Genomic DNA, 24,836 nt, shown 5'->3' with positions numbered 1-24,836 from the left:
CTGATAAGGAGCGGCTGGCCGCTCCGTTAGGGTTACTTGATGATTTTGTAGCAGGGAATATACGCGGTGCCCGGCAGCTTCATACGATGCTGAGCGACAAATCCCTGTAGCAAATCGTCCATGCGGCGCATCATGTCAGAGTCGCCGTGCAGCTGGTAAGGGCCTTTTTCTTTGATGGCTTTGATGCCGACATCCTTCACGTTTCCGGCCACGATGCCTGAAAAAGCCCTGCGCAGCGAGGCGGCAAGCCGTTCCGCTGGCTGGTTTGGATAAAGGTTCAGGTCAGCCATATTTTCATGCGTTGGCACAAATGGCATCTGGAGATCGGGCGAAATACGTATAGACCAGTTGAAGCTGTAGGCGTCCTCGGTTTGCCGCCGATGCTCTTTTACGCGCGGCATCGCGTCTTTCATCAGCCGCGCCACTTCTGCCGCGTCGTCAATGATGATGGTGTAATGCTTGCGCGCCGCTTCGCCCAGCGTACTCACAATAAACTCGTCCATCACGCGGAAGTAGTCAGCGCTCTCTTTCGGGCCGGTAAGGATCAGCGGCAGCACCTGATTCTTATTGTGTGGATTCATCAGAATGCCGAGCAGGTAGAGCAGTTCCTCCGCCGTGCCGACGCCGCCAGGGAAAATGAGAATGCCGTGAGCGATGCGCACAAAGGCTTCCAGTCGCTTTTCAATATCCGGCATGATAATCAGCTCATTCACCAGCGGATTCGGTGGTTCTGCCGCGATGATTGATGGCTCAGTCAGACCGATAAAGCGGCCTTCTTTATAGCGCTGCTGCGCATGACCTACGGCGGCGCCTTTCATGGGGGCTTCCATCACGCCCGGCCCGCAGCCGGTGCAGATATTCAGCTCGCGCAGGCCAAGCTGCGAACCCACGTTACGACAGTACTGATACTCCACGGGGTTGATGGAGTGACCGCCCCAGCACACCACGGTGTTGGGCTCTTCACCAACGTGAAGCGCGCGCGCGTTACGCAAAATGGAAAATACCTGATTGGTGATATGCACTGAATCATCGCTGCTCAGGTGCGTCGCCTGGCTGGCGCCGTTCAGCTTTCCATTCACGAACAGAATATCGCGCAGCACTGCGAACAGGTTCGCCTGAAGCGAGCGGATAATGCGCCCGTCAACGAAGGCCTCTTCCGGTGGATTGATCAGCTCAAGCTTAACGCCGCGCTCGCGGCGCAGCACGTTGATGTCAAAATTTTTGTAGCGCGCAAGCAGCTCGTGGCTGCTGTCGGTCTGGCTGCCGGAGTTGAGTACGGCAAGAGAACAGTTACGGAAAAGCTGGTACAGATCGCTGCTGGCCGTTTGCTTAAGCATGTCCACTTCAAGCTGCGAAAGCAGATCCATTGAGCCCAGCGGGCTGATATGTGTAATCAAATCTACTCCTTTACGCCCCTCCGGGCGGCGCTTCACGGCTGGCGGATGCAAAGGCCGTGAAGATAAAATGTCCCTGAGACGGGATAAACCGTCCTCAGAATAGTTGTGTTTAGCGAGATTAGATATCAGATGTGATAAACAATGCGTAGCGCTACGCAAAAACGCCCCGTTTACTGACGCGCCAGGCGCGAGCGCGCAGGGCTGAACTCGCCGTTGCTGCGCCAGGGGTTGATATCCAGGCCGCCGCGACGCGTGTAACGTGCATAAACGCTGAGGCTCTCCGGCTGGCAGAAACGCTGGATATCATTAAAAATCCGCTCCACGCACTGCTCATGAAACTCATTGTGATGCCGAAACGACACCAGATAGCGCAGCAGCGCTTCGCGGTCGATACGCGGCCCGCTGTAGCTAATCTGCACCGAACCCCAGTCCGGCTGGTTGGTGATCAGGCAATTGGATTTTAGCAGGTGGCTCACCAGTTGCTCTTCCACCTTTTCCGGGTGGGTGGCGTTAACCAGATAGTCGGTGGTGAAGTGATAGTTATCAATCGCGATATCCTGCGCGTCAATACAGTGACCGGCGAAATGGCCCACGGGCTGCCCCTCGATCGTCTGCAAAGAGAACAGCTCAACGTTAATGTCGCCCTGCGCACAAGCGCGGAGGTCACGCTCCAGCGTGGCGCGCACCTCGTCCCAATGGGCAAAACGAGTCTGGTTAAAGCTGTTAAGATAGAGCTTGAAGCTTTTTGATTCGATCAAATTCTGGCTGCTGGCGTCCAGAGTCACTTCGCCCAGGGCGACCTGTGGCAGGCCGTTGGCATTCAGCCAGGAGAGTTCATACAGGGTCCAGATATCGGCGCCGTGGAACGGCAGGCTCTCCGGGAAAAGCCCAAGCGGCTCGCGATTCATGCTGCGCGGCACCGCCTGGAGTAAAGAGGGTTGGTAGGTATCGTGATATTCGGTGGGTTTTCCCAACGTCAGGCCGCTTAACGCCTGATGCGAATTCTGTGAAGACATCGTATTCTCTTATGGCCAGCCTGGGCCTGGCAAAAAAAAGGGCAGACCGGCGGTGCTGTCCCGGGCTGGCGTAAACCTAGTGTAACTCAGGCAGCAGAGAGTGAAAAAATAATGATTGATGAAACGGCTCAGGCCCTTAGCGATTTTACCCGCCGCTACTGTGATGCATGGCAGCATGAGCGCGCGCATCCGCCTGCCAGCAGCGAACTTTTTGGCGTGCCTTCGCCCTGTATTGAAAGCACCACGACCGATGAGATTTACTGGCTTCCGCAGCCTTTTACGCTGGCAAAAAATCTGGATGCGGTTGAGCGCGCGCTTGATATACGCCTTCAGCCTTCGGTTGTGGCCTGGTACACAACGCAGTTTGCCGGTGACATGCATGCTGAGTTGGCCGGAGAGAGAGTGACGCTGCTGCAAACCTGGAGTGAAGAGGACTTTGTCCGCGTGCAGGAAAATCTGATTGGGCACCTGCTGATGAAGCGCCGGCTCAAACACTCACCGACGCTTTTTATCGGCACGCTGACGTCTGAACTGGATGTTGTCTCAGTATGTAATCTGAGCGGAGAGGTGATTAAGGAAACGCTGGGAACCAACAGAAGAAGCGTTCTGGCGGCGACGATCGACGTTTTCCTGCGTGAGCTCACGCCATCAGCGGGCGATGTAAGATTTTAACCTGCGCTTTTTGTGAGACATCTCTTACATGGTCTGTAAGAGATCGCTTTTAAACGATCGGACATAGCGTAAGCCAAAATGATAAATGTGATATGAATCAAAAAATTATATTTCTGGTCAGCGCACTAAACCTGCGACTACGCATTTTACGTTGCCCGGCTATATTGTTTCGTTATGCGTTTCCGTCAAAATAGGCGACATCGGAAAGGATGCTGTGACTTATGGAATGAGTCAGGACACATCGGGAAGATGATACAGGGACAGGCTTCAGGAAGAAGCAAGGATATCTCAGGAAGAGATCAGGGACACCTCCAGGATGGAGAATGAGAGTTGCCAGTATAGGCAGCGAGCCAGGACGCCAGGGACTTCGCCAGGATGGCGAAATTGTAAGGAAGACGCAAGGGACAAAGTTATCAAGGACGAGCAGGGAGCACTAACGTAGCCGGATAGCTGCAAACGAACCGGGAGCACTGTTTTCACAGTGCTCCCTTTTTTCGTGCATACTTTTCTCAGCGCCATCCGCGAATGTTATGCTTGTGACCGTTACTACACCTGAAACAGGAGACATCTGATGATCCGCACAGAAGAGGTACAGACGCGCTTACTGGCGATTGCAGAGGTGCTGCACGACACGGGCCTCTGGCAATCCTGCGCACCTGGCAGCACGGCCTTTGAAAGTCAGGAGCCTTTTTGCGTGGATACCATGATGCCAGAGCAGTGGCTGCAATGGGTTTTTCTGCCACGAATGCAGGCGCTGCTGGATGCGGGTTCGCCCCTGCCTGAAAAACTCGCCATCGCCCCCTACTATGAAATGGCGCTGGAAGGCGCCGTGCCCGGACGCGCAAAGCTGCTGCACGCGCTGAATCAGCTCGACCAACTTTTTGAGTCGAACGGCTGATGCTGGAAATCATTTATCAGGATCGCTGGCTGGTAGCGGTGAATAAGCCCTCTGGGTGGCTGGTGCATCGTAGCTGGCTGGATCGCCACGAAAAAGTCTTTGTAATGCAGACGGTACGCGACCAGATAGGTCAACACGTTTTCACCGTTCACCGGCTCGATCGTCCCACCTCCGGCGTGCTGCTGATGGGCTTGTCGGGCGAAGTCGCGCGCCTGCTCTCCACGCAGTTTGAGCAGCATCAGCTGCAAAAAACCTACCACGCGGTGGTCAGAGGCTGGCTCAACGGCGAGGAGCGGCTCTCATACGATCTGACCGAAGAGCTGGATAAAATCGCAGACAAATTCAGCCAGCCGGAAAAAGCACCGCAGCCAGCGGTCACGCGCTGGCGTTCGCTGGCGACGGCGGAGCTTCCCGTTGCGGTGAGCCGTTACGACACATCACGCTTTACGCTGATGGCGCTTGAGCCGGAAACGGGCCGCAAGCACCAGCTGCGCCGTCATATGTCGCATCTCCGCCACCCGATTATCGGCGACAGTGCGCACGGCGATCTGCGCCAGAACCGCAGCGCGGCGGCAAATTTTGGCATGGATCGACTGATGCTGCATGCCAGCGAGCTGCGGCTGAACCATCCGGTCACCGGCGAGCCGCTGGTCCTTCGCGCCGGAATGGACGCCGTATGGCAGAATGCGATCGCGCAGTTTGGCTGGCGGCACGTTCTCCCTGATGTTGCCGGGGTTGAGTTTGCGTCAGACAGCATTCAGGATAGTGCATCGGTAAACGCGCAGGTTGAAGAGGAAAGGTAATGGCTCAGGTAGGCATATTTGTTGGCACAATGTACGGCAACGCGCTGCTGGTTGCAGAAGAAGCGGAGCCGCTGCTGGCAGATCGGGGACATCAGGTAAAAATTTTTGAAGATCCAACGCTTGATGACTGGCAACGCTATGCCGAACACGTTGCGCTGGTGGTCACATCAACCACCGGGCAGGGCGAGCTGCCGGACAGCATTGCGCCGCTGTTTCGCGATATTCATGACAAACTGGGTCATCAGCCGACGCTGCGCTACGGCATCATCGCGCTTGGCGACAGCAGCTACGATCACTTTTGCGGCGGCGGTAAAAAATTCGATGCGCTGCTTCAGGAACACGGCGCCACGCGCCTGGGCGACGTATTAACGGTGGATGCGGCGGAAAACCCGGAGCCGGAAGAGGTCACCTCACCCTGGATAGAAGCGTGGGCGACGCTGTTAGAGTGAAACAGGCCGCCCCGAGGTTGTCGTCGGGGCGGCGGTTTATCAGGTGACGGGCGCCGGATTGAACACCGCCAGCGCGTTATGAATCCCCCAGCGATCGGACCAGGTCTCCTTACGGGCGCTGGCAATATCCAGAATCAGCTCAAACAACCGCCAGCCAACCTGCTCAATCGTCTCCTCGCCGGTGGCGATGGTGCCCGCATTGATATCCATCAGATCGTGCCAGCGATCGGCCAGCGCGCTGCGCGTCGCCATTTTAATTACCGGAATGGCCGCCAGGCCATAAGGCGTTCCGCGCCCGGTAGTGAATACCTGGAGCGTAATGCCAGAGGCCATCTGCTGCGTACCGCAGACAAAATCGCTGGCGGGGGTGGCTGCGTATATCAGCCCACGTTTTGTCGGGCGTTGACCGGGCGAAAGCACTTCCGCAATGGCGCTGCGGCCGGACTTGGCAATTGAACCCAGCGCTTTCTCCACCACGTTCGCCAGTCCGCCTTTCTTGTTTCCCGGCGACGGATTGGCGCTGCGGTCGGTTTTACCCATGTTCAGATAGTCGTCATACCAGGCCATCTCTTCCAGCAGCCGTTTGCCGGTTGCTTCGTCCACCACGCGCGGCGTCAGCAGGTGCACCGCATCGCGCACCTCCGTTACCTCTGAAAACATCACCGTGGCGCCGCAGCGCACCAGCAGATCCGAGGCGAAGCCAACGGCAGGATTGGCGGTCACGCCGGAGAATGCGTCGCTGCCGCCGCACTGCATACCGACAACGAGTTCCGAGGCAGGCACCGTTTCGCGTTTACGCTGATTAAGACGCTGAAGATGACGTTCGGCGACCTGAAGAATATCGTCGATCATTGACTCAAAACCAACGTGTTTTTCATCCTGAAGACGGACGATATCGCTGTCGTCCAGCGAAATAGCCTGCACGTCAGGCGTGCCCTCCAGCAGCCGTTCCGGCTGGAGTTTTTCACAGCCCAAACCGACCACCATTACTTCACCGCCAAAATTGGGGTTCAGCGCAAGATTATGAATGGTGCGGATAGGCACCACGGCGGCAGGCGCGTTGATCGCCACGCCACAGCCGTAGAGATGGTTCAGCGCCACTACGCCGTCCACGTTGGGATAGTTGGGCAGCAGTTGGCGTTCAATGATTTTCACCACGTGATCGACCACGCCCGCCACACAGTGCACGCTGGTGGTGATCGCCAGCAGATTTCGCGTGCCGACGCTGCCGTCGGCGTTGCGATAGCCCTCAAAGGTATAGCCTTTCAGCGGCTCAAGCGCGGGCGGAACGGCAGTTGCCAGCGGCAGGCTGGCCAAATCGGGCGCTTCCGGCAAAATAACCAGAGATTCATCAATCCAGCAACCACGCGCAATATCGCGCAGCGCGTAACCAATAACTTCGCCGTAGCGAATAATATCGGCGCCTTTAGCTATATCAGATAAGGCAACTTTGTGCCCCTGGGGAATATGCTCTTTTAATACCAGACCACATGAAAATGCTGTGCCCGCCGTCAGCCCATTGTTATTTACGACAATGGCGACGTTATCGTTTTCATGCACCTTTATATACAGAGGTGAATCGTTTCCGGGAGTGTTCATTGCTCACTATGTCCTGACTGAATGATAGAAAGGGACGTTTTTCTGAATAACGAAAGCATTTTAATTATTGTGATGTAATGACGTGTTCTGCTGGGATCAGTATAGAAGGCGGCAGGGGCAAACACATTATGCAATTGTCTGATATCAACTGGCTGAGAAAGTATCTTTTGTGGCATACGACCAGTTATTAGTGAGAGTGCTCACAAAGAAGAGGGATAAGCGAAAAGAGTGTGACCCTTGCCACAGAACACTGGCGAAGCGTGAGCCAGTACGCAATGTCATGTGCATATGCCATAAAATTGCGGCTAAGTGAGCGGATATATAGGGCTATTTTCCGATGCCATTGCATGCGGCGGTTTTTATACTTTTTAACGAACGGAACGATAAGTTATTCCACGTGGCGTAACGACTATTCTGCAAAATAATCGCTGTGTTTAACCCTATGTCATTCTGATACCCAACGCGATGTGTATGCAGTTCAGAGTGAAAATAGCTGACCGCTATATTTCAGGAGTGCATCATGAATTCAACCAGCAGTACCGCGAGCGTCGTGCAAAAAAAAACTAATGCTCGCTACTGGATAGTGGTGATGTTATTTATCGTCACCTCTTTCAACTACGGCGATCGCGCGACCATCGCTATTGCCGGCTCCGCGATGTCCAAAGAGATAGGTCTTGACCCGGTAGGGCTTGGCTATATCTTTTCTGCATTCTCATGGGCCTACGTGATAGGGCAGATCCCCGGAGGCTGGCTGCTCGACCGCTTCGGCTCCAAACGCGTCTATTTCTGGAGCATCTTCCTCTGGTCGCTGTTTACGCTGTTACAGGGATTTGTCGACCTTTTCGAAGGTTTCACCATCGTTGCCGTGCTTTTTATGCTGCGATTCCTCGTCGGCCTGGCCGAAGCGCCTTCCTTCCCCGGTAACAGCCGCATTGTTGCCGCCTGGTTTCCGGCGCAGGAGCGCGGCACCGCTGTGGCAATCTTCAACTCCGCACAATACTTCGCCACGGTTATTTTCGCGCCCATCATGGGCTGGCTGACCTCCGCCGTGGGCTGGGCGCACGTCTTCTGGTTCATGGGCGGTCTGGGCATCATCATCAGTTTTATCTGGCTGAAGGCCATTCACGATCCAAACGACCATCCCGGTGTCAATCAGGCCGAGCTGGAGTACATGGAGCAAGGCGGCGCCCTGATCAATATGGACCAGCGCAAGGCGGAAGAGCGCAAAACAGGCTGGGGCGAAAGGATTCATCAGATCAAACAGCTGGTCAGTTCACGCATGATGCTGGGCATCTATTTGGGTCAGTACTGCATTAATGCGTTGACGTACTTCTTTATCACCTGGTTTCCGGTTTACCTGGTGCAGGCGCGCGGCATGTCGATCCTGAAAGCGGGATTTGTTGCGTCGATCCCGGCCGTCTGCGGTTTCCTCGGCGGTGTGTTGGGCGGCGTTATCTCCGACTGGCTGATGCGTAAAACCGGCTCGCTGAATATCGCCCGTAAAACGCCGATTGTGCTGGGTATGCTGCTCTCCATCTCCATGGTGGTATGTAACTACGTTGATACCGAATGGGTGGTGGTGTTCTTTATGGCGCTGGCCTTCTTCGGTAAGGGCATCGGCGCGCTGGGCTGGGCGGTGATGGCCGATACGGCGCCCAAAGAGATCAGCGGCCTCAGCGGCGGTCTGTTCAACATGTTTGGTAATGCTTCCGGCATCATCACGCCCATCGCTATCGGCTACATCATTGCGACAACAGGTTCTTATAACGGGGCGTTGATCTACGTGGGTATTCACGCGTTCGTTGCCGTACTGAGCTACCTGGTGCTGGTGCGTGACATCAAACGTATCGAACTGAAATCTCTGTAAGGACGAGTTATGACGACGCAAAGCAGTCCGGTTATCACTGATATGAAGGTCATTCCGGTAGCCGGGCACGATAGCATGCTGCTGAATATCGGCGGTGCACACGGCGCGTATTTCACCCGCAATATCGTGGTGCTGACGGACAGCGCCGGGCATACCGGGGTGGGCGAAGCGCCGGGTGGCGAAACCATCTACCGCACGCTGACGGAGGCTGTTCCGCAAGTGAAGGGGCAGGAGATTGCCCGCATGAACCGGCTGGTGCAGACGGTGCATAAGGGAAATCAGTCTGCCGATTTCGATACCTTCGGCAAAGGCGCCTGGACTTTCGAACTGCGGGTGAACGCCGTGGCCGCGCTGGAAGCGGCGCTGCTTGACCTGCTGGGCCAGTGCCTGAATGTGCCGGTGGCTGAACTGCTCGGCCCCGGCAAGCAGCGCGATGAGGTGACGGTGCTCGGCTACCTGTTCTACATCGGCGATCGCGAAAAAACCGATCTGCCCTATCTGACGGGCGAAGCGGCGACGCACGACTGGTACCACCTGCGCCATCAAAAGGCGATGGACAGCGCGGCGGTGGTTCGTCTGGCCGAGGCGGCGCAGGATAAATACGGCTTCAAAGACTTTAAACTTAAAGGCGGCGTGCTGCCGGGCGAGCAGGAGATTGATGCGGCGAAGGCGCTGAAGAAACGCTTCCCGGACGCGCGCATCACCGTCGATCCTAACGGCGCCTGGCATCTGGATGAAGCGATCGCCCTCTGCAAAGACCTGCATGGCGTATTGACCTACGCCGAAGATCCGTGCGGTGCCGAGCAGGGCTATTCGGGACGCGAAGTCATGGCCGAATTTCGCCGCGCAACCGGCCTGCCGGTCGCCACCAATATGATCGCCACCAACTGGCGGGAAATGAACCATGCGGTGATGCTCAACGCCGTCGATATTCCGCTGGCTGACCCGCACTTCTGGACGCTGAGCGGCGCGGTGCGCGTGGCACAGCTGTGTGATGACTGGGGGCTGACCTGGGGATGCCACTCCAATAACCATTTCGATATCTCGCTGGCGATGTTTACCTACGTTGGCGCCGCCGCACCGGGCAAGCCAACGGCGATTGATACGCACTGGATCTGGCAGGAGGGCGATCAGCGCCTGACCCGCGAACCGCTGCAAATCCGCAACGGCAAGATCGCCGTGCCCGACACGCCGGGGCTGGGCGTGGAGCTGGACTGGGAGCGGATTGAACAGGCGCATGCGCTTTACAAAACGTTGCCCGGCGGCTCGCGGAACGACGCGACGGCGATGCAGTACCTCGTTCCCGGCTGGACATTCGATCGCAGACGGCCAGCTTTCGGACGCTGACCCACAGGATATAAGGAAAAAATCATGAGTCAGACAAGTTCCACCCCGAAGGTCACAGAAATGCAGGTCATTCCCGTTGCGGGCCGCGACAGTATGTTGCTCAACCTCAGCGGCGCGCATGCGCCATTCTTCACCCGCAATATCGTAATGATTAAAGACAACTCAGGCCACACCGGCGTTGGTGAGATACCCGGCGGCGAGAAGATCCGCAAAACGCTTGAGGAGGCGGCCTTGCTGATTGTCGGCCATTCGCTGGGTGAATATAAGAACCTGCTCAACCACGTGCGGGCCACCTTCGCCGACCGCGATTCAGGTGGCCGCGGTAACCAGACATTCGACTTACGCACCACTATTCACGTGGTGACCGGCATCGAAGCGGCGCTGCTGGATCTGCTCGGGCAGCATCTTGGCGTCAACGTGGCCTCGCTGCTGGGCGAGGGGCAACAGCGCGATCGCGATCGCGTGGAAATGCTCGGTTATCTCTTCTATGTGGGCGACCGTCGCAAAACGTCGCTTGAGTACCAAAGCCAGCTGGACGAGGCCTGCGACTGGTATCGCCTGCGCCATGAAGAAGCGCTGACGCCGGAGGCGGTGGTGCGGCTGGCGGAAGCGGCTTACGAAAAATACGGCTTCAACGATTTCAAACTGAAAGGTGGCGTGCTGGCCGGCAGCGAAGAGGCGGAAGCCGTGACCGCGCTGGCGAAGCGTTTCCCACAGGCGCGCGTGACGCTCGATCCTAACGGCGCGTGGTCGCTGGAAGAGGCGATCGGACTGGGCAAACAGCTGAAAGGCGTGCTGGCCTACGCAGAAGATCCGTGCGGCGCCGAGCAGGGCTACTCCGGCCGCGAGGTGATGGCCGAGTTCCGCCGGGCAACCGGCCTGCCAACCGCCACCAATATGATTGCCACCGACTGGCGGCAGATGGGCCATACTTTATCTCTACAGTCCGTCGACATTCCGCTGGCGGACCCGCATTTCTGGACCATGCAGGGCTCCGTTCGCGTGGCGCAGATGTGTCACGCGTTCGGTCTCACCTGGGGCTCGCACTCCAATAACCATTTCGATATTTCACTGGCGATGTTTACCCACGTTGCCGCCGCTGCGCCAGGCGATATCACCGCTATCGATACGCACTGGATCTGGCAGGAGGGTAATCAGCGCCTGACCCGCGAGCCGCTGCAAATTAAAGGCGGCATGGTACAGGTGCCGCAGAAACCCGGGCTGGGCGTTGAGCTGGATATGGATCAGGTGATGAAAGCCAACCAGCTCTATCAACAACACGGGCTTGGCGCGCGCGATGACGCGCAGGCCATGCAGTTTCTGGTGCCAAACTGGACCTTCGACAATAAACGCCCATGTCTGGTGCGCTAATTTTTTAGGAGTCACTGATGAGCTATGTAAGTAATCCAAACAGCTTTCGCCAGCGCCTGCTGGCCGGAGAAACGCTGATCGGGAGCTGGTGTGCGCTGGCAAATCCGATCACTACTGAAGTCCTGGGGCTGGCCGGATTTGACTGGCTTGTTCTCGACGGCGAGCACGCGCCGAACGATATCACCACCTTTTTGCCGCAGCTGATGGCGCTGAAGGGCAGCGTCAGCGCGCCGGTAGTGCGTCCGCCGACCAATGAACCGGTGATCATCAAGCGTCTGCTGGATATCGGTTTTTCAAACTTCCTGATCCCGTTCGTTGAAACGGAAGAGGAAGCCGTACGCGCCGTCGCATCAACCCGCTATCCGCCATTGGGCATTCGCGGCGTTTCCGTGTCGCACCGCAGCAACATGTACGGCACCGTGCCTGACTATAACGGCACCGTTAACGACAACATCACCGTGCTGGTGCAGATCGAAACGCAGCAAGCCGTCGATAACATTGACGCTATCGCCGCGGTTGAGGGCGTGGACGGCATTTTTGTCGGCCCTGGCGATCTTTCTGCCGCACTGGGCTACCTGGGCCAGCCGGCGCATCCTGAAGTACTGAAGGTGATCCAGTACATTTTTGAACGCGCGAAAGCCGCCGGTAAGCCGAGCGGCATCCTCGCACCGGTTGAAGCCGATGCCCGCCGTTACCTTGAATGGGGCGCGGGTTTTGTCGCCGTCGGCAGCGATCTGGGCGTTTTCCGCAACGCCACCCAAACGCTGTGCGATCGATTCAAAAAATAATCCGCAACTATGACAGGAGAGACAGGATGAAAATTGGTTTTATTGGCCTTGGCATCATGGGCAAACCCATGAGTAAAAATCTGATTAAAGCGGGCTACTCATTAGTGGTGCGCGACCACAATCCGGAGAGCGTGGCAGAACTGGTCAGCGCTGGCGCGATTGCTGCCGACAGCGCTAAAGCCGTGGCAGAGCAGAGCGATATTATCATCACCATGCTGCCCAATTCGCCGCAGGTGAAAGAGGTGGTGCTGGGTGAAAACGGTGTTATCGACGGCGCGAAGCCGGGTACTATTGTCATTGATATGAGTTCTATTGCGCCGCTGGCCAGCCGCGAAATTCATGCGGAACTGGCGAAAAAGAATGTGGGTTTGCTGGATGCGCCAGTGAGCGGCGGCGAACCCAAGGCCGTTGACGGTACGCTGTCGGTGATGGTGGGCGGCGACAAAGAACTGTTCGATAAGTGTTATGACATCATGAAATCGATGGCGGGATCGGTCGTTCACACTGGTGATATCGGTGCGGGTAACGTCACCAAGCTGGCTAATCAGGTGATCGTGGCGTTGAACATTGCCGCCATGTCCGAAGCGCTGACGATGGCGACGAAAGCGGGCGTTAACCCGGATCTGGTTTATCAGGCCATTCGCGGCGGCCTGGCCGGCAGTACCGTACTGGATGCCAAAGCGCCGATGGTGATGGATCGTAACTTCAAACCCGGTTTCCGTATCGATCTGCATATTAAAGATCTGGCTAACGCGCTGGATACCTCGCACGGCGTCGGCGCGCAGCTGCCGTTGACGGCGGCGGTAATGGAGATGATGCAGGCGCTGCGGGCTGATGGATTAGGGTCGGCGGATCACAGTGCGCTGGCTTGCTATTATGAAAAATTAGCCAAAATCGATATCACCAGATAGTTCCGTGTTCCGGCCCGTCCGGGCCGGACTCTGCATCACCGGCCCAGACCGGTCAACAGCGCCCGGATAATGTATGAAAATAGTGATCGCCCCGGATTCATATAAAGAAAGTTTGTCTGCGCAGCAGGTCGCCGCACAGATTGAACAGGGTTTTCGTGAGATCTTTCCCGATGCACAGTACGTCCGGCTTCCGGTGGCGGACGGCGGCGAGGGAACGGTGGAAGCGATGGTGGCCGCGACTGGCGGCACGCAGGTGCGACTCAGCGTGACCGGCCCGCTGGGCGAACCGGTGGACGCTTTTTACGGTCTGTCCGGTGATAAAAGCTGCGCGTTTATTGAGATGGCGGCGGCAAGCGGGCTGGAGCTGGTTCCTGCTTCGCGCCGCGATCCACAAATCACCACCTCCTGGGGCACCGGCGAACTGATCCGCGACGCGCTGGATAAGGGCGTGGAGCACTTTATTATCGGCATTGGCGGCAGCGCCACTAACGACGGCGGCGCGGGCATGGTGCAGGCGCTCGGCGCAAAGCTGCTGGACAAGCAGGGCAGCCAGATTGGCTACGGCGGCGGCGCGCTGCCGCAGCTGGAGAGTATCGATCTCAGCGAGTTTGATCCACGCATCCCACACTGCCGGTTTGAGGTGGCCTGCGATGTTACCAACCCGCTGTTGGGTAAAGAGGGCGCTTCCGCCGTTTTCGGCCCGCAAAAAGGGGCGTCGCCGGAGCGGGTGAAGCAGCTTGACGATGCGCTTGCACATTATGCCGCAGTGATCCGTCGCGATCTGGATATCGACGTGCTGTCGGTTCCTGGCGGCGGCGCGGCCGGCGGAATGGGCGTGGCGCTGCATGCATTTTGCCATGCTGAACTGCGACGCGGCATTGAGATCGTCACCGAAGCGCTGGGGCTGGATGAGCTGGTGAAAGACGCCTCGCTGGTGATCACTGGCGAAGGGCGCATCGACAGCCAGACCATTCACGGCAAGGTGCCTATCGGCGTGGCGAAGGTGGCGAAGCGTTACGGCGTGCCGGTTATCGGTATTGCCGGCAGCCTGACTGACGATGTGGCGGTGGTGCATCAGCACGGGCTTGACGCGGTGTTCAGCGTGATCTACAGCATCTGTACGCTGGAAGAGGCGCTGGAAAATGCCGGCGAAAACGTCCGCATGACCGCACGGAATATCGCCGCGTCGCTGTCCATCGGCCGGTCGCTGAAATAATGAAAACGGCGGGCGCAATGCCCGCTAGCAACGCAGCCTCTCCTTCGCCAGCCTGGCGACATTTTCTATCTCATCAAGCAGCTCGAAAAGCTCCGGTTCGCTGTCCGCAATCTGCGCATTCATTCGCAGGCTTTGATCCAACTGCTGACACAGTTGCTTCATGCGCGGTACGCCGCTGTAGCTGGCGCTGCCGTGAAGTTTGTGAATGATGTCACGCAGGCCGATGGCGTCGTCTTCCGCAATATAGCGCTCAACAAGGGCATGGACTTCAGGCAGGAAATCGACCAGCATTTGTAACAGATCCCGCGCCAGATCAGGTTTATTGGCGGCCTGGCGCAGCGCCAAATCCCAGTCCAGCGAGGCGGAAAGATCGGGTGTTTTTACCGTGATGGGCCTGACGCCGGGCAGATAACGCGCCAGCAGATGGCCCAGTTTTGCTTCATCAATCGGCTTCGCCAGATAGTCATTCATCCCGGCTTTAATCAGTTTCTCTTTCTCCCCGTCCAGCGCGTGCGCCGTCACGGCGACAATCGGCGTGGTGACGTGATGTGAAAACGCACGAATCATTTCGCTGGCGCGGATACCATCAATTTCCGGCATCTGAATATCCATCAAAATAATATCCAGATCCCGCGCTTTCGCCTGCTCAATAGCCGCTTTGCCGCTGTCGCACAGCACAATATTTTCTACCTGCTCCTCCAGCAGCGCGCCGATCAGCTTGAGGTTCGCCGGATTATCGTCCACCGCCATCACCGTCAGCGGCAGACGCTGCCGGAGCGGAGCGCCGTCCGCTTCCCGCGTATGATTCTCAATCAGTACCGGCAGCAGACGGGTCAGTGAAACCGGTTTGATCAGGCAGGCGCTGACGCCGCGCGCCTTGAGCGCTTCCGCATGAACCTGCATCTGGCACGGTAGCGCCAGAATGACGTTGTCAGCGCGTTGCAGGGCAGGAAGCAGCTCCTCTGCGGTGATCTCCCGTTCTGAGGCATTGACCACCGGCAGGCCTACCAGCAGCGCATCGTAGTTCTCTTCCGGCAGGTCAGCGAGCGTGGTGCTGTAGCTGACAACCATCGGCGTCGCGCTGAGAATTTCCAGCGTGGCCTTCGCGGCGGCCTCGTTGGTTTCAACGTAGGCCAGCCGTTTGCCATGCAGACAGGCCATTGCGCGCGGATCGTGGGCCGCGTTCGGGTTCAGCGAAAGATTGATGGTGAACCAGAAGGTCGAGCCGTGGTTCTGGCGGCTGTGGAACGAGATTTCACCGCCCATCTCATTCACCAGCTTCTGAGTGATCACCAGCCCGAGGCCGGTGCCGCCGTGGCGGCGTGAGATGCTGGCGTCGGCCTGGCGGAACGCCTGAAACAGCTGCGACTGTTGTTTTTCCGAGATGCCAATGCCGGTATCGTGGATCTGCACCTCAAGCTCTACGTGATTATTGCTCAGCGAGCGTTTTTCAACACGAATATCAATATTGCCCTGCTCGGTAAATTTGATCGCGTTGCCCAGCAGGTTGACGACAATCTGCTGCATGCGCAGCGGATCGCCAATCACGTTATCGGGCACGCCCTGCGCAAAGCTGATGGTCAGCTCCAGCCCTTTTTCATGCGCCGACTGCGCCAGCAGCACCACAACTTCATCCAGCGTTGCGCGTAAGGGGAAAGGAATACTCTCCAGCACCAGCTTTCCGGCTTCCAGTTTAGAGAAGTCGAGTACGTCGTTGATGATGCTTAACAGATTATTCGCCGAACGCTCTATGGTGCGCAGGTAATCCTGCTGGGTCACATTCAGCGACGTTTTCAGCGTCTGACGGGTAAAGCCGATAACGCCGTTGAGCGGCGTACGCAGCTCGTGAGACATGTTGGCCAGGAACTCAGATTTAATGCGCGCCGCCTCCTGCGCGCGTTTTTTCGCCAAATCCAGCTCGACGTTCTGGATCTCCATCTGCTCCAGGGTTTCGCGCAGATCCGACGTCGCCTGATCGATATTCTGCTGCATCTCTTCGTGATAGGCGGTGAGCGACATCGCCATCGAGTTAATGCCGTTTTTCAGCATATTCAGCTCGCCCGGCATCTGGCCCGCCACGCGGCTGTCAAGCTGGCCGCGTCGGATACGATCAACGGTGCTGACCATATCCCGCACCGGCCCGATCACATCGCGCATCAGTCGGTAAGCGAACAGAATGGCAATACACAGGCATAACAGCAGCAGCATCGTGGCGATAAACACTTCTTTATACTGTTGCAGGCGCATCGACTGTAAATCCAGCTCAATCGCCACGTAACCCAGCGGATTACCGCCTGGTTTGGCATCTTCGCCCGGCGACTCATCCGGTAAATAGCTCTCCGGGATGACAGGCGTGCGCAGGATGATCGCATTGCCTTTCCGCTCAACCGTCAGTGCGGTGGGTATTGCCTCACCTTTATGCAGGCTCAACCGTTGCTGACTGATATGATAGTTTGAGGTGACGAACAGCTGATTCTGTAGATCAAAAACGGTAATGGTCCGTACGATGTCAGAATGGCGGCGATGCAGCAGGCTGACAAGCTGACGAATCGATGTTCGATTGTGAAAGGTCATGCCATATTCGCTGGAAACGGCCAGCGGTTCGATAATATTTGCTCCCGCATCCACCAACTGATGGCGTAGCTCGGTATAGCGATGTACCACAAAGAAAGTACTCAGCAGCAGCCCTATCATCAATGTCGGCGCCACAATCGACACCATCATTCGTGCCCGCAGGCTATATTTGGTCATAGTCGTCCTGAAGCATGCGTAGCCTGCACGCTTATTCGTATCGAATTAATGCCAGCGCTGGTGTAGGCTACGCGCGTTTTTCTTAATGAACGGGTTCAAACGGAATAATGGCGCAATTCTACTCTGCAAAAAAGCGCGTGACGACGCGCCAGATCATGACTGTGACGGTTAATGACCTTGACGGCGCGGGTCAGGGGGTCGCACGGCACAATGGAAAAGTGATATTTATCAGCGGCGCGCTGCCAGGCGAGCGGGCAGAGATTGAACTGACAGAAGAGAAACGCGGCTTTGCCCGCGGCAACGTTAAACGGCTGCTTTCGGTGAGCCACCAGCGCGTCACGCCCGTTTGCCCGCATTTTTCCCTGTGCGGCGGCTGTCAGCAGCAGCACATAGCGCCCGCGCTTCAGCGGCAGAGTAAGGTTAACGCGCTGGAGCGACTGCTCGGCGGAGCAGCTAAGGTGACGGACGTTATTTCTGGCGAACCTTACGGTTACCGCCGCCGTGCGCGGCTGGGGTTGAACTATCGTCACCAGACGCTACAAATGGGCTTTCGCCAGGCGGCCTCAAACGATCTGGTTTCTGTTACCCAGTGCCCCGTTTTGATGCCCGAACTTAATGCGCTGATCCCCGCATTGCATCAGGTGCTGAGCGAATTAGAGGCGGTGCGGCGGCTGGGCCACATCGAGCTGGTACAGGCAGAAAACGGGCCGCTGCTGGTGCTGCGCCATCTTGCTCCGTTAAGCCAGCCAGATCGACAAAAACTGGAACGTTTTTCGCATAATCATCACGTTGCGCTTTGGCTGGCGCCGGACAGTGATACGCTTGAGCAGGTCAGTGGCGATATGCCATTTTATATGCTGGATGACATAAAACTGACCTTCAGCCCGCGTGATTTTATTCAGGTTAATGGTGCTTTAAATCAGCGCATGGTGCATCAGGCGTTGCAGTGGCTGGATTTACAACCTCATGACCGGCTGCTGGATCTGTTTTGCGGCATGGGAAATTTTTCGCTTCCAGCGGCAGCGCTTGCAGAAAACGTCACGGGTGTCGAAGGGGTTGCAGCATTAGTTGCAAAGGGTGCGTACAATGCAGCGTTAAATAATATGAATAATCTCTTCTTTTATCAGCATAATCTGGAAGAAGATGTCACCCTTCAGCCGTGGGCGGCGGAGGGTTTCAACAAGGTATTACTGGATCCGGCTCGCGCCGGCGCGGCAGGCGTTATGCAGCATATTATTAAACTTGCTCCCGAACGCGTGGTCTATGTTTCCTGTAATCCGACTACACTTGCCCGTGACTGCCAGACGCTGCTGGCAGAGGGCTATCGGCTGGAGCGGGTCGCGCTGCTTGATATGTTCCCCCACACCGGGCATGTCGAATCAATGGTGTTGTTCAGCCGACAATAAGTTTCCCGCCGGGAACGACGCAGGAGAAAATATGGTTGCGGTAAGAAGTGCACATCTGAATACGGCTGGCGAGTTTGCGCTCGACCAATGGATTGCCCGTTTGGGCATATCAAGCCCGCAGTCATGTGAGCAACTGGCCGATACCTGGCGCTATTGTGAAGAGGCCACGCGCCATCATTCTGATGCGCCGCTGCTGCTGTGGCGCGGCGTGGAGATGGTGGAGATCCTCTCCATGCTCAGTATGGACAGCGAAAGCCTGCGCGCGGCGCTGCTTTTTCCGCTGGCGAACAGCGATGTCGTTTCCGAAACGGTACTGGAAGAGAAGTTTGGCAAGCCAATTGTCTCGCTGGTTCACGGCGTGCGCGATATGGACGCCATTCGTCAGTTAAAGGCCACCCACAACGATTCCATGGCTTCCGAGCAGGTTGATAACGTTCGCCGGATGTTGCTGGCGATGGTTGAAGACTTTCGCTGCGTGGTGATCAAGCTGGCCGAACGCATTGCCCACCTCCGCGAAGTCAAAGACGCGCCGGAAGACGAGCGGGTTCTGGCAGCGAAAGAGTGTACCAACATCTACGCGCCGTTGGCGAACCGCCTGGGAATTGGTCAGCTGAAGTGGGAGCTGGAAGATTTCTGCTTCCGCTACCTGCACCCAGACGAATATAAGCGCATCGCCAAACTGCTGCATGAGCGCCGCATCGATCGCGAACAGTATATTGAAACCTTTGTCACCTCCCTGCGCACGGAGATGGTGAAAGAGGGCGTCAAGGCGGAGGTGTACGGCCGTCCGAAACACATCTACAGCATCTGGCGCAAGATGCAGAAAAAATCGCTGACCTTTGACGAGCTGTTCGACGTGCGCGCGGTGCGCATCGTTGCCGAGCGCCTCCAGGACTGTTATGGCGCGCTGGGAATTGTGCATACGCTCTACCGCCATCTGCCGAGCGAATTTGACGACTACGTCGCCAATCCCAAGCCTAACGGCTATCAGTCGATTCACACCGTGGTACTGGGGCCGAAAGGTCAAACCGTTGAAATTCAGATCCGCACCCGGCAGATGCATGAAGACGCCGAGCTGGGGGTTGCCGCGCACTGGAAGTACAAAGAGGGCACCACCACCGGCAGCGCGCGTGGCGCGTCCGGCCATGAAGAACGCATCGCCTGGCTGCGTAAGCTTATCGCGTGGCAGGAAGAGATGGCCGACTCCGGCGAAATGCTGGACGAAGTGCGCAGCCAGGTCTTTGACGACAGGGTTTATGTGTTTACGCCAAAAGGCGACGTGGTCGATCTGCCTGCCGGATCGACGCCGCTCGACTTTGCCTATCATATTCACAGTGATATCGGTCATCGCTGCATCGGCGCGAAGATCGGCGGGCGCATTGTGCCCTTTACCTATCAGCTCCAGATGGGCGATCAGATCGATATCATCACCCAGAAACAGCCGAACCCAAGCCGCGACTGGCTGAATCCAAGCCTCGGTTACGTCACCACCAGTCGCGGGCGCTCAAAAATTCACGCCTGGTTCCGCAAGCAGGATCGCGATAAAAACATCGCCGCCGGACGTCAGATCCTCGACAGCGAGTTGGATCACCTCGATATCAACCTGAAAGAGGCGGAAAAGCTGCTGCTGCCGCGCTATAACGTCAACTCGCTGGATGAACTGCTGGCGGCCATTGGCGGCGGCGATATTCGCCTCAACCAGATGAGTAACTTCCTTCAGGCAAAACTGAACAAGCCCAGCGCGGAAGAGGAAGATCGCGAAGCGCTGCGTCAGCTTACGCAGAAATCTTATACGCCGCGCAGCAAAGAGAGTGGTGAAGTTGTCGTCGAAGGCGTTGGCAACCTGATGCACCACATCGCGCGCTGCTGCCAGCCGATCCCCGGTGACGATATTGTTGGATTTATCACCCAGGGGCGCGGTATCTCCATCCACCGCGCCGACTGCGATCAGCTGAGCGAGCTGATTTCGCATGCGCCGGAGCGCATCGTGGATGCCGTATGGGGCGAGAGCTACTCAAGCGGCTATTCGCTGGTGGTGCGGGTGACGGCCAACGATCGCAGCGGTCTGTTGCGTGATATCACCACCATTCTGGCGAATGAAAAGGTTAACGTGCTGGGTGTATCCAGCCGCAGCGATACCAAAAAGCAGCTTGCCACCATTGATATGGATATCGAAATTTATAACCAGCAGGTGCTGGGCAGGGTACTGGCACGACTTAACCAGCTGCCGGACATTATCGACGCGAAAAGATTGCATTAATTAAGGCTCGGAAATTGACTATGAACGCACTCGATCGCCTGCTGGGCATCATGAAAACGCTGCGCGATCCGCAGCAGGGCTGCCCGTGGGATCGTGAACAGACCTTCGCCAGCATCGCGCCCTACACGCTGGAAGAAACCTATGAAGTACTGGACGCTATCAGCCGGGAAGACTTCGACGATCTGCGTGGCGAGCTCGGCGATCTGCTGTTTCAGGTGGTGTTTTATGCGCAGATGGCGAGTGAAGAAGGGCGCTTTAACTTTAATGATATCTGTAACGCCATCAGCGATAAGCTTGAGCGACGTCATCCACATATTTTCGGCAATGTTGAGGCGCACGACAGCGCAACGGTGCTGGCTAACTGGGAGCGAATCAAGCGCAGCGAGCGGGCGGAAAAAGCCCAGCACTCTGCGCTTGATGATATTCCCCGAGCGCTGCCCGCGCTGATGCGTGCGCATAAAATTCAGAAGCGATGCAGCGCCGTTGGTTTTGACTGGCATACGCTTGGGCCGGTGCTGGATAAAGTACACGAAGAGATCGACGAAGTGATGCATGAGGCGCAGCAGGCCGTCATTGACGAGCAGAAACTGGAAGAGGAGATTGGCGATTTGCTGTTTGCTACCGTTAATTTCTCGCGTCATCTCGGCAGCAAAGCGGAAACCGCGCTGCAAAAAGCCAATGACAAATTCGAACGACGTTTTCGTCAGGTCGAGATCATTATTGCCGGGCAGGGGCTTGAGATGCAGAACGCCTCGCTGGCGCAGATGGAAGCCGCGTGGCAGCAGGTTAAGTCGCAGGAATAAACCGCTGACTCGATTCAACAAAAGTGTGATTTGCGTCAATCCACGCCTGAGCGTTGTCCGGTACGCTCTGCGTGGTCAATGCGATGGCAGGCACATAACCCGAAACGAGCAATTGTGGCGCGCGGGGGAATACCGTATACTGTTTTCCCGTCCTGGTTATTCCATCGTCTTTAAACCTACTTTCTCAGGTTCAGCATGACAACGAACTATATTTTTGTGACCGGCGGGGTCGTCTCCTCTCTGGGTAAAGGCATTGCCGCAGCCTCCCTGGCCGCTATTCTTGAAGCGCGTGGCCTCAACGTGACTATCATGAAGCTGGACCCGTACATCAACGTCGATCCGGGCACCATGAGTCCCACTCAGCACGGTGAAGTTTTTGTGACCGATGACGGCGCAGAAACCGATCTTGATTTAGGCCACTACGAGCGTTTCATCCGCACGCGGATGAGTCGTCGAAACAACTTCACCACCGGCCGTATCTATTCAGACGTGCTGCGCAAAGAGCGTCGCGGCGACTATCTTGGCGCCACCATTCAGGTTATCCCGCACATCACCAATGCGATTAAAGAGCGCATTATTGCAGGCGGCGAAGGCCACGACGTGGTGCTGGTTGAAATCGGCGGCACCGTCGGCGATATCGAATCGCTGCCGTTCCTTGAGGCAATTCGCCAGATGGCCGTTGACGTTGGCCGCGAGCACACCATGTATATGCATCTGACGCTGGTGCCCTACATGGCCGCGGCCGGCGAAGTCAAAACCAAACCTACTCAGCACTCAGTGAAAGAACTGCTTTCAATCGGTATCCAGCCTGACGTGCTAATCTGCCGCTCCGATCGCGCCGTACCGGCCAACGAACGCGCAAAAATCGCGCTGTTCTGTAACGTGCCGGAAAAAGCGGTTATCTCCCTGAAAGACGTTGATTCCATTTATAAAATCCCTGGCATGTTGAAATCCCAGGGGCTGGACGACTATATTTGCAAGCGCTTCAACCTTAACGCGCCGGAAGCCGATCTTGCCGAATGGGAACAGGTTATCTATGAAGAGGCCAATCCCGGCGGTGAAGTCACCATTGGCATGGTGGGCAAGTACATTGAGCTCCCGGACGCTTATAAATCGGTGATTGAAGCGTTGAAGCATGGCGGCCTGAAGAAACGCGTCACGGTAAACATTAAGCTGATCGATTCGCAGGACGTGGAAAGTCGCGGCGTCGACGTGCTGAAAAACCTGGATGCGATCCTGGTGCCCGGCGGCTTCGGCTACCGTGGCGTGGAAGGGATGATCATGACCGCCCGCTATGCGCGTGAAAATCATATTCCTTACCTCGGCATCTGCCTGGGAATGCAGGTCGCGCTGATTGAGTTTGCCCGCAACGCGGCCGGAATGCAGGACGCCAACTCCACCGAATTTGTGCCAGACTGTAAATATCCGGTGGTGGCGTTAATCACCGAATGGCGCGATGAAGAAGGCAACGTAGAAGTTCGCTCAGCGCATAGCGATCTTGGCGGCACCATGCGCCTCGGCAGCCAGCAGTGCCAGCTGACCAATAACAGCCTGGTTCAGCAGATGTACGCTTCAGATACCATTGTTGAGCGTCATCGCCACCGCTATGAAGTGAACAATATGCTGCTTAAGCAGATTGAAGCCGCGGGCCTGCGCGTAGCGGGTCGTTCCGGCGACGATCAGCTGGTAGAAATTATCGAAAACCCGGAGCATCCATGGTTTGTCGCGTGTCAGTTCCACCCGGAATTCACCTCGACGCCGCGTGATGGTCATCCGCTGTTCGCCGGATTTGTGAAAGCGGCCAGCGAGTATCAAAAGCGTTTGGCAAAATAGTGTTTTATAACAACGCGCGAACTTTTCGCGCGTTGTTTGTCTGAGTTTATAGTTTTGATAACTTGTACTGAGGAAAAACTAATGTCTAAAATCGTTAAAGTCATCGGTCGTGAAATCATCGACTCACGCGGAAACCCGACCGTTGAAGCAGAAGTGCATCTGGAAGGCGGTTTCGTTGGTATGGCTGCGGCACCATCAGGCGCATCTACCGGTTCTCGCGAAGCACTGGAACTGCGTGACGGTGACAAATCACGTTTCCTTGGCAAAGGCGTTACTAAAGCCGTTGCGGCTGTTAATGGCCCAATTGCCGACGCAGTAACCGGTAAAGACGCCAAAGATCAGGCAAACATCGACAAGATCATGATCGATCTTGACGGTACTGAGAACAAATCTAAATTCGGCGCAAATGCTATTCTGGCCGTTTCTCTGGCAGCGGCTAAAGCTGCCGCCGCTGCGAAAGGCATGCCGCTGTATGAGCACATCGCTGAACTGAACGGTACCCCAGGCAAATTCTCTATGCCACTGCCTATGATGAATATCATTAACGGTGGTGAGCACGCCGACAACAACGTCGACATTCAGGAATTCATGATCCAGCCGGTTGGCGCGAAAACCCTGAAAGAAGCCATTCGTATGGGTTCTGAAGTGTTTCACACCCTGGCGAAAGTGCTGAAGTCTAAAGGCATGGGTACCGCCGTTGGTGACGAAGGCGGCTACGCGCCTAACCTCGGCTCCAACGCCGAAGCGCTGGCAGTTATCGCTGAAGCGGTAAAAGCAGCAGGCTATGAGCTGGGCAAAGACATCACCCTGGCGATGGACTGCGCGGCGTCTGAATTCTACAAAGACGGTAAATACGTTCTGGCCGGCGAAGGCAACAAAGCGTTCACCTCTGAAGAGTTCACCCATTTCCTGGAAGACCTGACCAAACAGTATCCAATCGTTTCCATCGAAGATGGTCTGGACGAATCTGACTGGGAAGGCTTTGCTTACCAGACTAAAGTGCTGGGCGATAAAATTCAGCTGGTTGGCGACGATCTGTTTGTCACCAATACCAAAATCCTGAAGGAAGGCATCGATAAAGGTATCGCTAACTCCATTCTGATTAAATTCAACCAGATCGGTTCTCTGACCGAAACGCTGGCTGCAATCAAAATGGCGAAAGACGCGGGCTACACTGCCGTGATCTCTCACCGTTCAGGCGAAACCGAAGACGCGACCATCGCTGACCTGGCGGTTGGTACGGCAGCGGGTCAGATCAAAACCGGTTCAATGAGCCGTTCTGACCGCGTGGCGAAATATAACCAGCTGATCCGTATCGAAGAAGCGCTGGGCAGCCGTGCACCATTCAATGGTCTGAAAGAAGTTAAAGGTCAGTAATCTGGCTTTTTGCCGGACGACTGCGTCCGGTAAGCGATAAATACGATCAGGCCCGGCCAGTCCGGGCCTGAT

The 24,836-nt window shown here is 56.4% G+C and carries 19 protein-coding genes; 15 read left to right on the top strand and 4 right to left on the bottom strand.

Annotated elements, in window-relative coordinates; genetic code table 11:
• Window positions 1-32: 32 nt before the first annotated feature.
• Window positions 33-1,397, bottom strand: a complete 1,365-nt coding sequence (gene ppnN / locus GS12_RS10740; protein ID WP_034916656.1) for a nucleotide 5'-monophosphate nucleosidase PpnN — start codon at window positions 1,395-1,397, stop codon at window positions 33-35.
• 170 nt (window positions 1,398-1,567) lie between these two features.
• On the bottom strand, window positions 1,568-2,413 hold the full coding sequence (queF, locus tag GS12_RS10735; RefSeq protein ID WP_034916655.1) for an NADPH-dependent 7-cyano-7-deazaguanine reductase QueF: 846 nt from the start codon (window positions 2,411-2,413) through the stop codon (window positions 1,568-1,570).
• A 111-nt stretch (window positions 2,414-2,524) separates the two neighbouring features.
• On the opposite strand from queF, the gene syd reads away from it, so the two are divergent.
• From syd to GS12_RS10715, 4 genes are all read left to right on the top strand, one after another.
• A complete protein-coding gene (gene syd, locus GS12_RS10730; RefSeq protein ID WP_034946754.1) occupies window positions 2,525-3,085 on the top strand; it encodes a SecY-interacting protein in 561 nt (186 codons plus the stop codon).
• Between the two features lie 571 nt (window positions 3,086-3,656).
• Window positions 3,657-3,983, top strand: a complete 327-nt coding sequence (locus GS12_RS10725) for a YqcC family protein (RefSeq protein ID WP_034916651.1) — start codon at window positions 3,657-3,659, stop codon at window positions 3,981-3,983.
• Window positions 3,983-4,786 (top strand): tRNA pseudouridine(65) synthase TruC, encoded by an 804-nt coding sequence (gene truC / locus GS12_RS10720; protein WP_034946751.1) that lies wholly within the window; start codon window positions 3,983-3,985, stop codon window positions 4,784-4,786. Before GS12_RS10725 ends, truC begins: the two co-directional genes overlap by 1 nt.
• Window positions 4,786-5,235, top strand: a complete 450-nt coding sequence (locus GS12_RS10715; protein WP_034946748.1) for a flavodoxin — start codon at window positions 4,786-4,788, stop codon at window positions 5,233-5,235. The genes truC and GS12_RS10715 overlap by 1 nt, the downstream gene beginning before the upstream one ends.
• Before the next feature lie 39 nt (window positions 5,236-5,274).
• On the opposite strand, the gene garD is transcribed toward GS12_RS10715, so the two are convergent.
• On the bottom strand, window positions 5,275-6,834 hold the full coding sequence (gene garD / locus GS12_RS10710) for a galactarate dehydratase (protein ID WP_034946745.1): 1,560 nt from the start codon (window positions 6,832-6,834) through the stop codon (window positions 5,275-5,277).
• A 520-nt stretch (window positions 6,835-7,354) separates the two neighbouring features.
• Here garD and GS12_RS10705 point away from each other — a divergent pair.
• The 6 genes from GS12_RS10705 (at window position 7,355) to GS12_RS10680 (ending at window position 14,334) form a co-directional block, all read left to right on the top strand.
• Window positions 7,355-8,701 (top strand): MFS transporter, encoded by a 1,347-nt coding sequence (locus GS12_RS10705; protein WP_034946742.1) that lies wholly within the window; start codon window positions 7,355-7,357, stop codon window positions 8,699-8,701.
• Between the two features lie 9 nt (window positions 8,702-8,710).
• The gene (locus tag GS12_RS10700) at window positions 8,711-10,048 is read left to right on the top strand and encodes an enolase C-terminal domain-like protein (RefSeq protein WP_034946739.1); all 1,338 of its coding nucleotides are present in this window, start codon (window positions 8,711-8,713) and stop codon (window positions 10,046-10,048) included.
• Window positions 10,049-10,072: 24 nt separating this feature from the next.
• Entirely contained in the window at window positions 10,073-11,419 is a 1,347-nt protein-coding gene (gene gudD / locus GS12_RS10695) for a glucarate dehydratase (RefSeq protein WP_034946736.1), read from the top strand.
• Window positions 11,420-11,436: 17 nt separating this feature from the next.
• The gene (gene garL / locus GS12_RS10690) at window positions 11,437-12,207 is read left to right on the top strand and encodes a 2-dehydro-3-deoxyglucarate aldolase (RefSeq protein ID WP_034916641.1); all 771 of its coding nucleotides are present in this window, start codon (window positions 11,437-11,439) and stop codon (window positions 12,205-12,207) included.
• 26 nt (window positions 12,208-12,233) lie between these two features.
• Window positions 12,234-13,118: a 2-hydroxy-3-oxopropionate reductase gene (garR, locus tag GS12_RS10685; protein ID WP_034946733.1), complete on the top strand. Its 885-nt coding sequence runs from the start codon at window positions 12,234-12,236 to the stop codon at window positions 13,116-13,118.
• A 73-nt stretch (window positions 13,119-13,191) separates the two neighbouring features.
• Window positions 13,192-14,334 (top strand): glycerate kinase, encoded by a 1,143-nt coding sequence (locus GS12_RS10680; RefSeq protein ID WP_034946730.1) that lies wholly within the window; start codon window positions 13,192-13,194, stop codon window positions 14,332-14,334.
• Between the two features lie 24 nt (window positions 14,335-14,358).
• On the opposite strand, the gene barA is transcribed toward GS12_RS10680, so the two are convergent.
• The gene (gene barA / locus GS12_RS10675; RefSeq protein WP_034946727.1) at window positions 14,359-17,085 is read right to left on the bottom strand and encodes a two-component sensor histidine kinase BarA; all 2,727 of its coding nucleotides are present in this window, start codon (window positions 17,083-17,085) and stop codon (window positions 14,359-14,361) included.
• Between the two features lie 107 nt (window positions 17,086-17,192).
• On the opposite strand from barA, the gene rlmD reads away from it, so the two are divergent.
• The 5 genes from rlmD (at window position 17,193) to eno (ending at window position 24,764) form a co-directional block, all read left to right on the top strand.
• Window positions 17,193-18,491, top strand: a complete 1,299-nt coding sequence (gene rlmD / locus GS12_RS10670; protein WP_034946724.1) for a 23S rRNA (uracil(1939)-C(5))-methyltransferase RlmD — start codon at window positions 17,193-17,195, stop codon at window positions 18,489-18,491.
• 31 nt (window positions 18,492-18,522) lie between these two features.
• A complete protein-coding gene (gene relA, locus GS12_RS10665; protein WP_034946721.1) occupies window positions 18,523-20,751 on the top strand; it encodes a GTP diphosphokinase in 2,229 nt (742 codons plus the stop codon).
• A 20-nt stretch (window positions 20,752-20,771) separates the two neighbouring features.
• Entirely contained in the window at window positions 20,772-21,554 is a 783-nt protein-coding gene (gene mazG / locus GS12_RS10660) for a nucleoside triphosphate pyrophosphohydrolase (protein ID WP_034946718.1), read from the top strand.
• A 195-nt stretch (window positions 21,555-21,749) separates the two neighbouring features.
• Window positions 21,750-23,387, top strand: coding sequence for a glutamine hydrolyzing CTP synthase (pyrG, locus tag GS12_RS10655; protein WP_034946715.1), 1,638 nt, complete (start codon window positions 21,750-21,752; stop codon window positions 23,385-23,387).
• A gap of 81 nt (window positions 23,388-23,468) precedes the next feature.
• The gene (gene eno / locus GS12_RS10650) at window positions 23,469-24,764 is read left to right on the top strand and encodes a phosphopyruvate hydratase (RefSeq protein WP_034946712.1); all 1,296 of its coding nucleotides are present in this window, start codon (window positions 23,469-23,471) and stop codon (window positions 24,762-24,764) included.
• Window positions 24,765-24,836: the final 72 nt, after the last annotated feature.

The sequence above is a fragment of the Erwinia oleae genome (genome assembly GCF_000770305.1).
GTDB classification, from domain to species: Bacteria; Pseudomonadota; Gammaproteobacteria; order Enterobacterales; family Enterobacteriaceae; genus Erwinia; species Erwinia oleae.
Note: the sequence above shows the minus strand (reverse complement) of the source record. Positions and strands in the feature narration are given on the sequence as shown.

Coding starts and splice junctions, on each gene's coding strand:
- mazG (WP_034946718.1), top strand. CDS start 20,772: ATGAACGCACTCGATCGCCTGCTGGGCATCATGAAAACGCTGCGCGAT.
- truC (WP_034946751.1), top strand. CDS start 3,983: ATGCTGGAAATCATTTATCAGGATCGCTGGCTGGTAGCGGTGAATAAG.
- gudD (WP_034946736.1), top strand. CDS start 10,073: ATGAGTCAGACAAGTTCCACCCCGAAGGTCACAGAAATGCAGGTCATT.
- GS12_RS10725 (WP_034916651.1), top strand. CDS start 3,657: ATGATCCGCACAGAAGAGGTACAGACGCGCTTACTGGCGATTGCAGAG.
- GS12_RS10705 (WP_034946742.1), top strand. CDS start 7,355: ATGAATTCAACCAGCAGTACCGCGAGCGTCGTGCAAAAAAAAACTAAT.
- GS12_RS10715 (WP_034946748.1), top strand. CDS start 4,786: ATGGCTCAGGTAGGCATATTTGTTGGCACAATGTACGGCAACGCGCTG.
- pyrG (WP_034946715.1), top strand. CDS start 21,750: ATGACAACGAACTATATTTTTGTGACCGGCGGGGTCGTCTCCTCTCTG.
- eno (WP_034946712.1), top strand. CDS start 23,469: ATGTCTAAAATCGTTAAAGTCATCGGTCGTGAAATCATCGACTCACGC.
- garL (WP_034916641.1), top strand. CDS start 11,437: ATGAGCTATGTAAGTAATCCAAACAGCTTTCGCCAGCGCCTGCTGGCC.
- garR (WP_034946733.1), top strand. CDS start 12,234: ATGAAAATTGGTTTTATTGGCCTTGGCATCATGGGCAAACCCATGAGT.
- queF (WP_034916655.1), bottom strand. CDS start 2,413: ATGTCTTCACAGAATTCGCATCAGGCGTTAAGCGGCCTGACGTTGGGA.
- rlmD (WP_034946724.1), top strand. CDS start 17,193: ATGGCGCAATTCTACTCTGCAAAAAAGCGCGTGACGACGCGCCAGATC.
- garD (WP_034946745.1), bottom strand. CDS start 6,834: ATGAACACTCCCGGAAACGATTCACCTCTGTATATAAAGGTGCATGAA.
- syd (WP_034946754.1), top strand. CDS start 2,525: ATGATTGATGAAACGGCTCAGGCCCTTAGCGATTTTACCCGCCGCTAC.
- GS12_RS10700 (WP_034946739.1), top strand. CDS start 8,711: ATGACGACGCAAAGCAGTCCGGTTATCACTGATATGAAGGTCATTCCG.
- relA (WP_034946721.1), top strand. CDS start 18,523: ATGGTTGCGGTAAGAAGTGCACATCTGAATACGGCTGGCGAGTTTGCG.
- GS12_RS10680 (WP_034946730.1), top strand. CDS start 13,192: ATGAAAATAGTGATCGCCCCGGATTCATATAAAGAAAGTTTGTCTGCG.
- barA (WP_034946727.1), bottom strand. CDS start 17,085: ATGACCAAATATAGCCTGCGGGCACGAATGATGGTGTCGATTGTGGCG.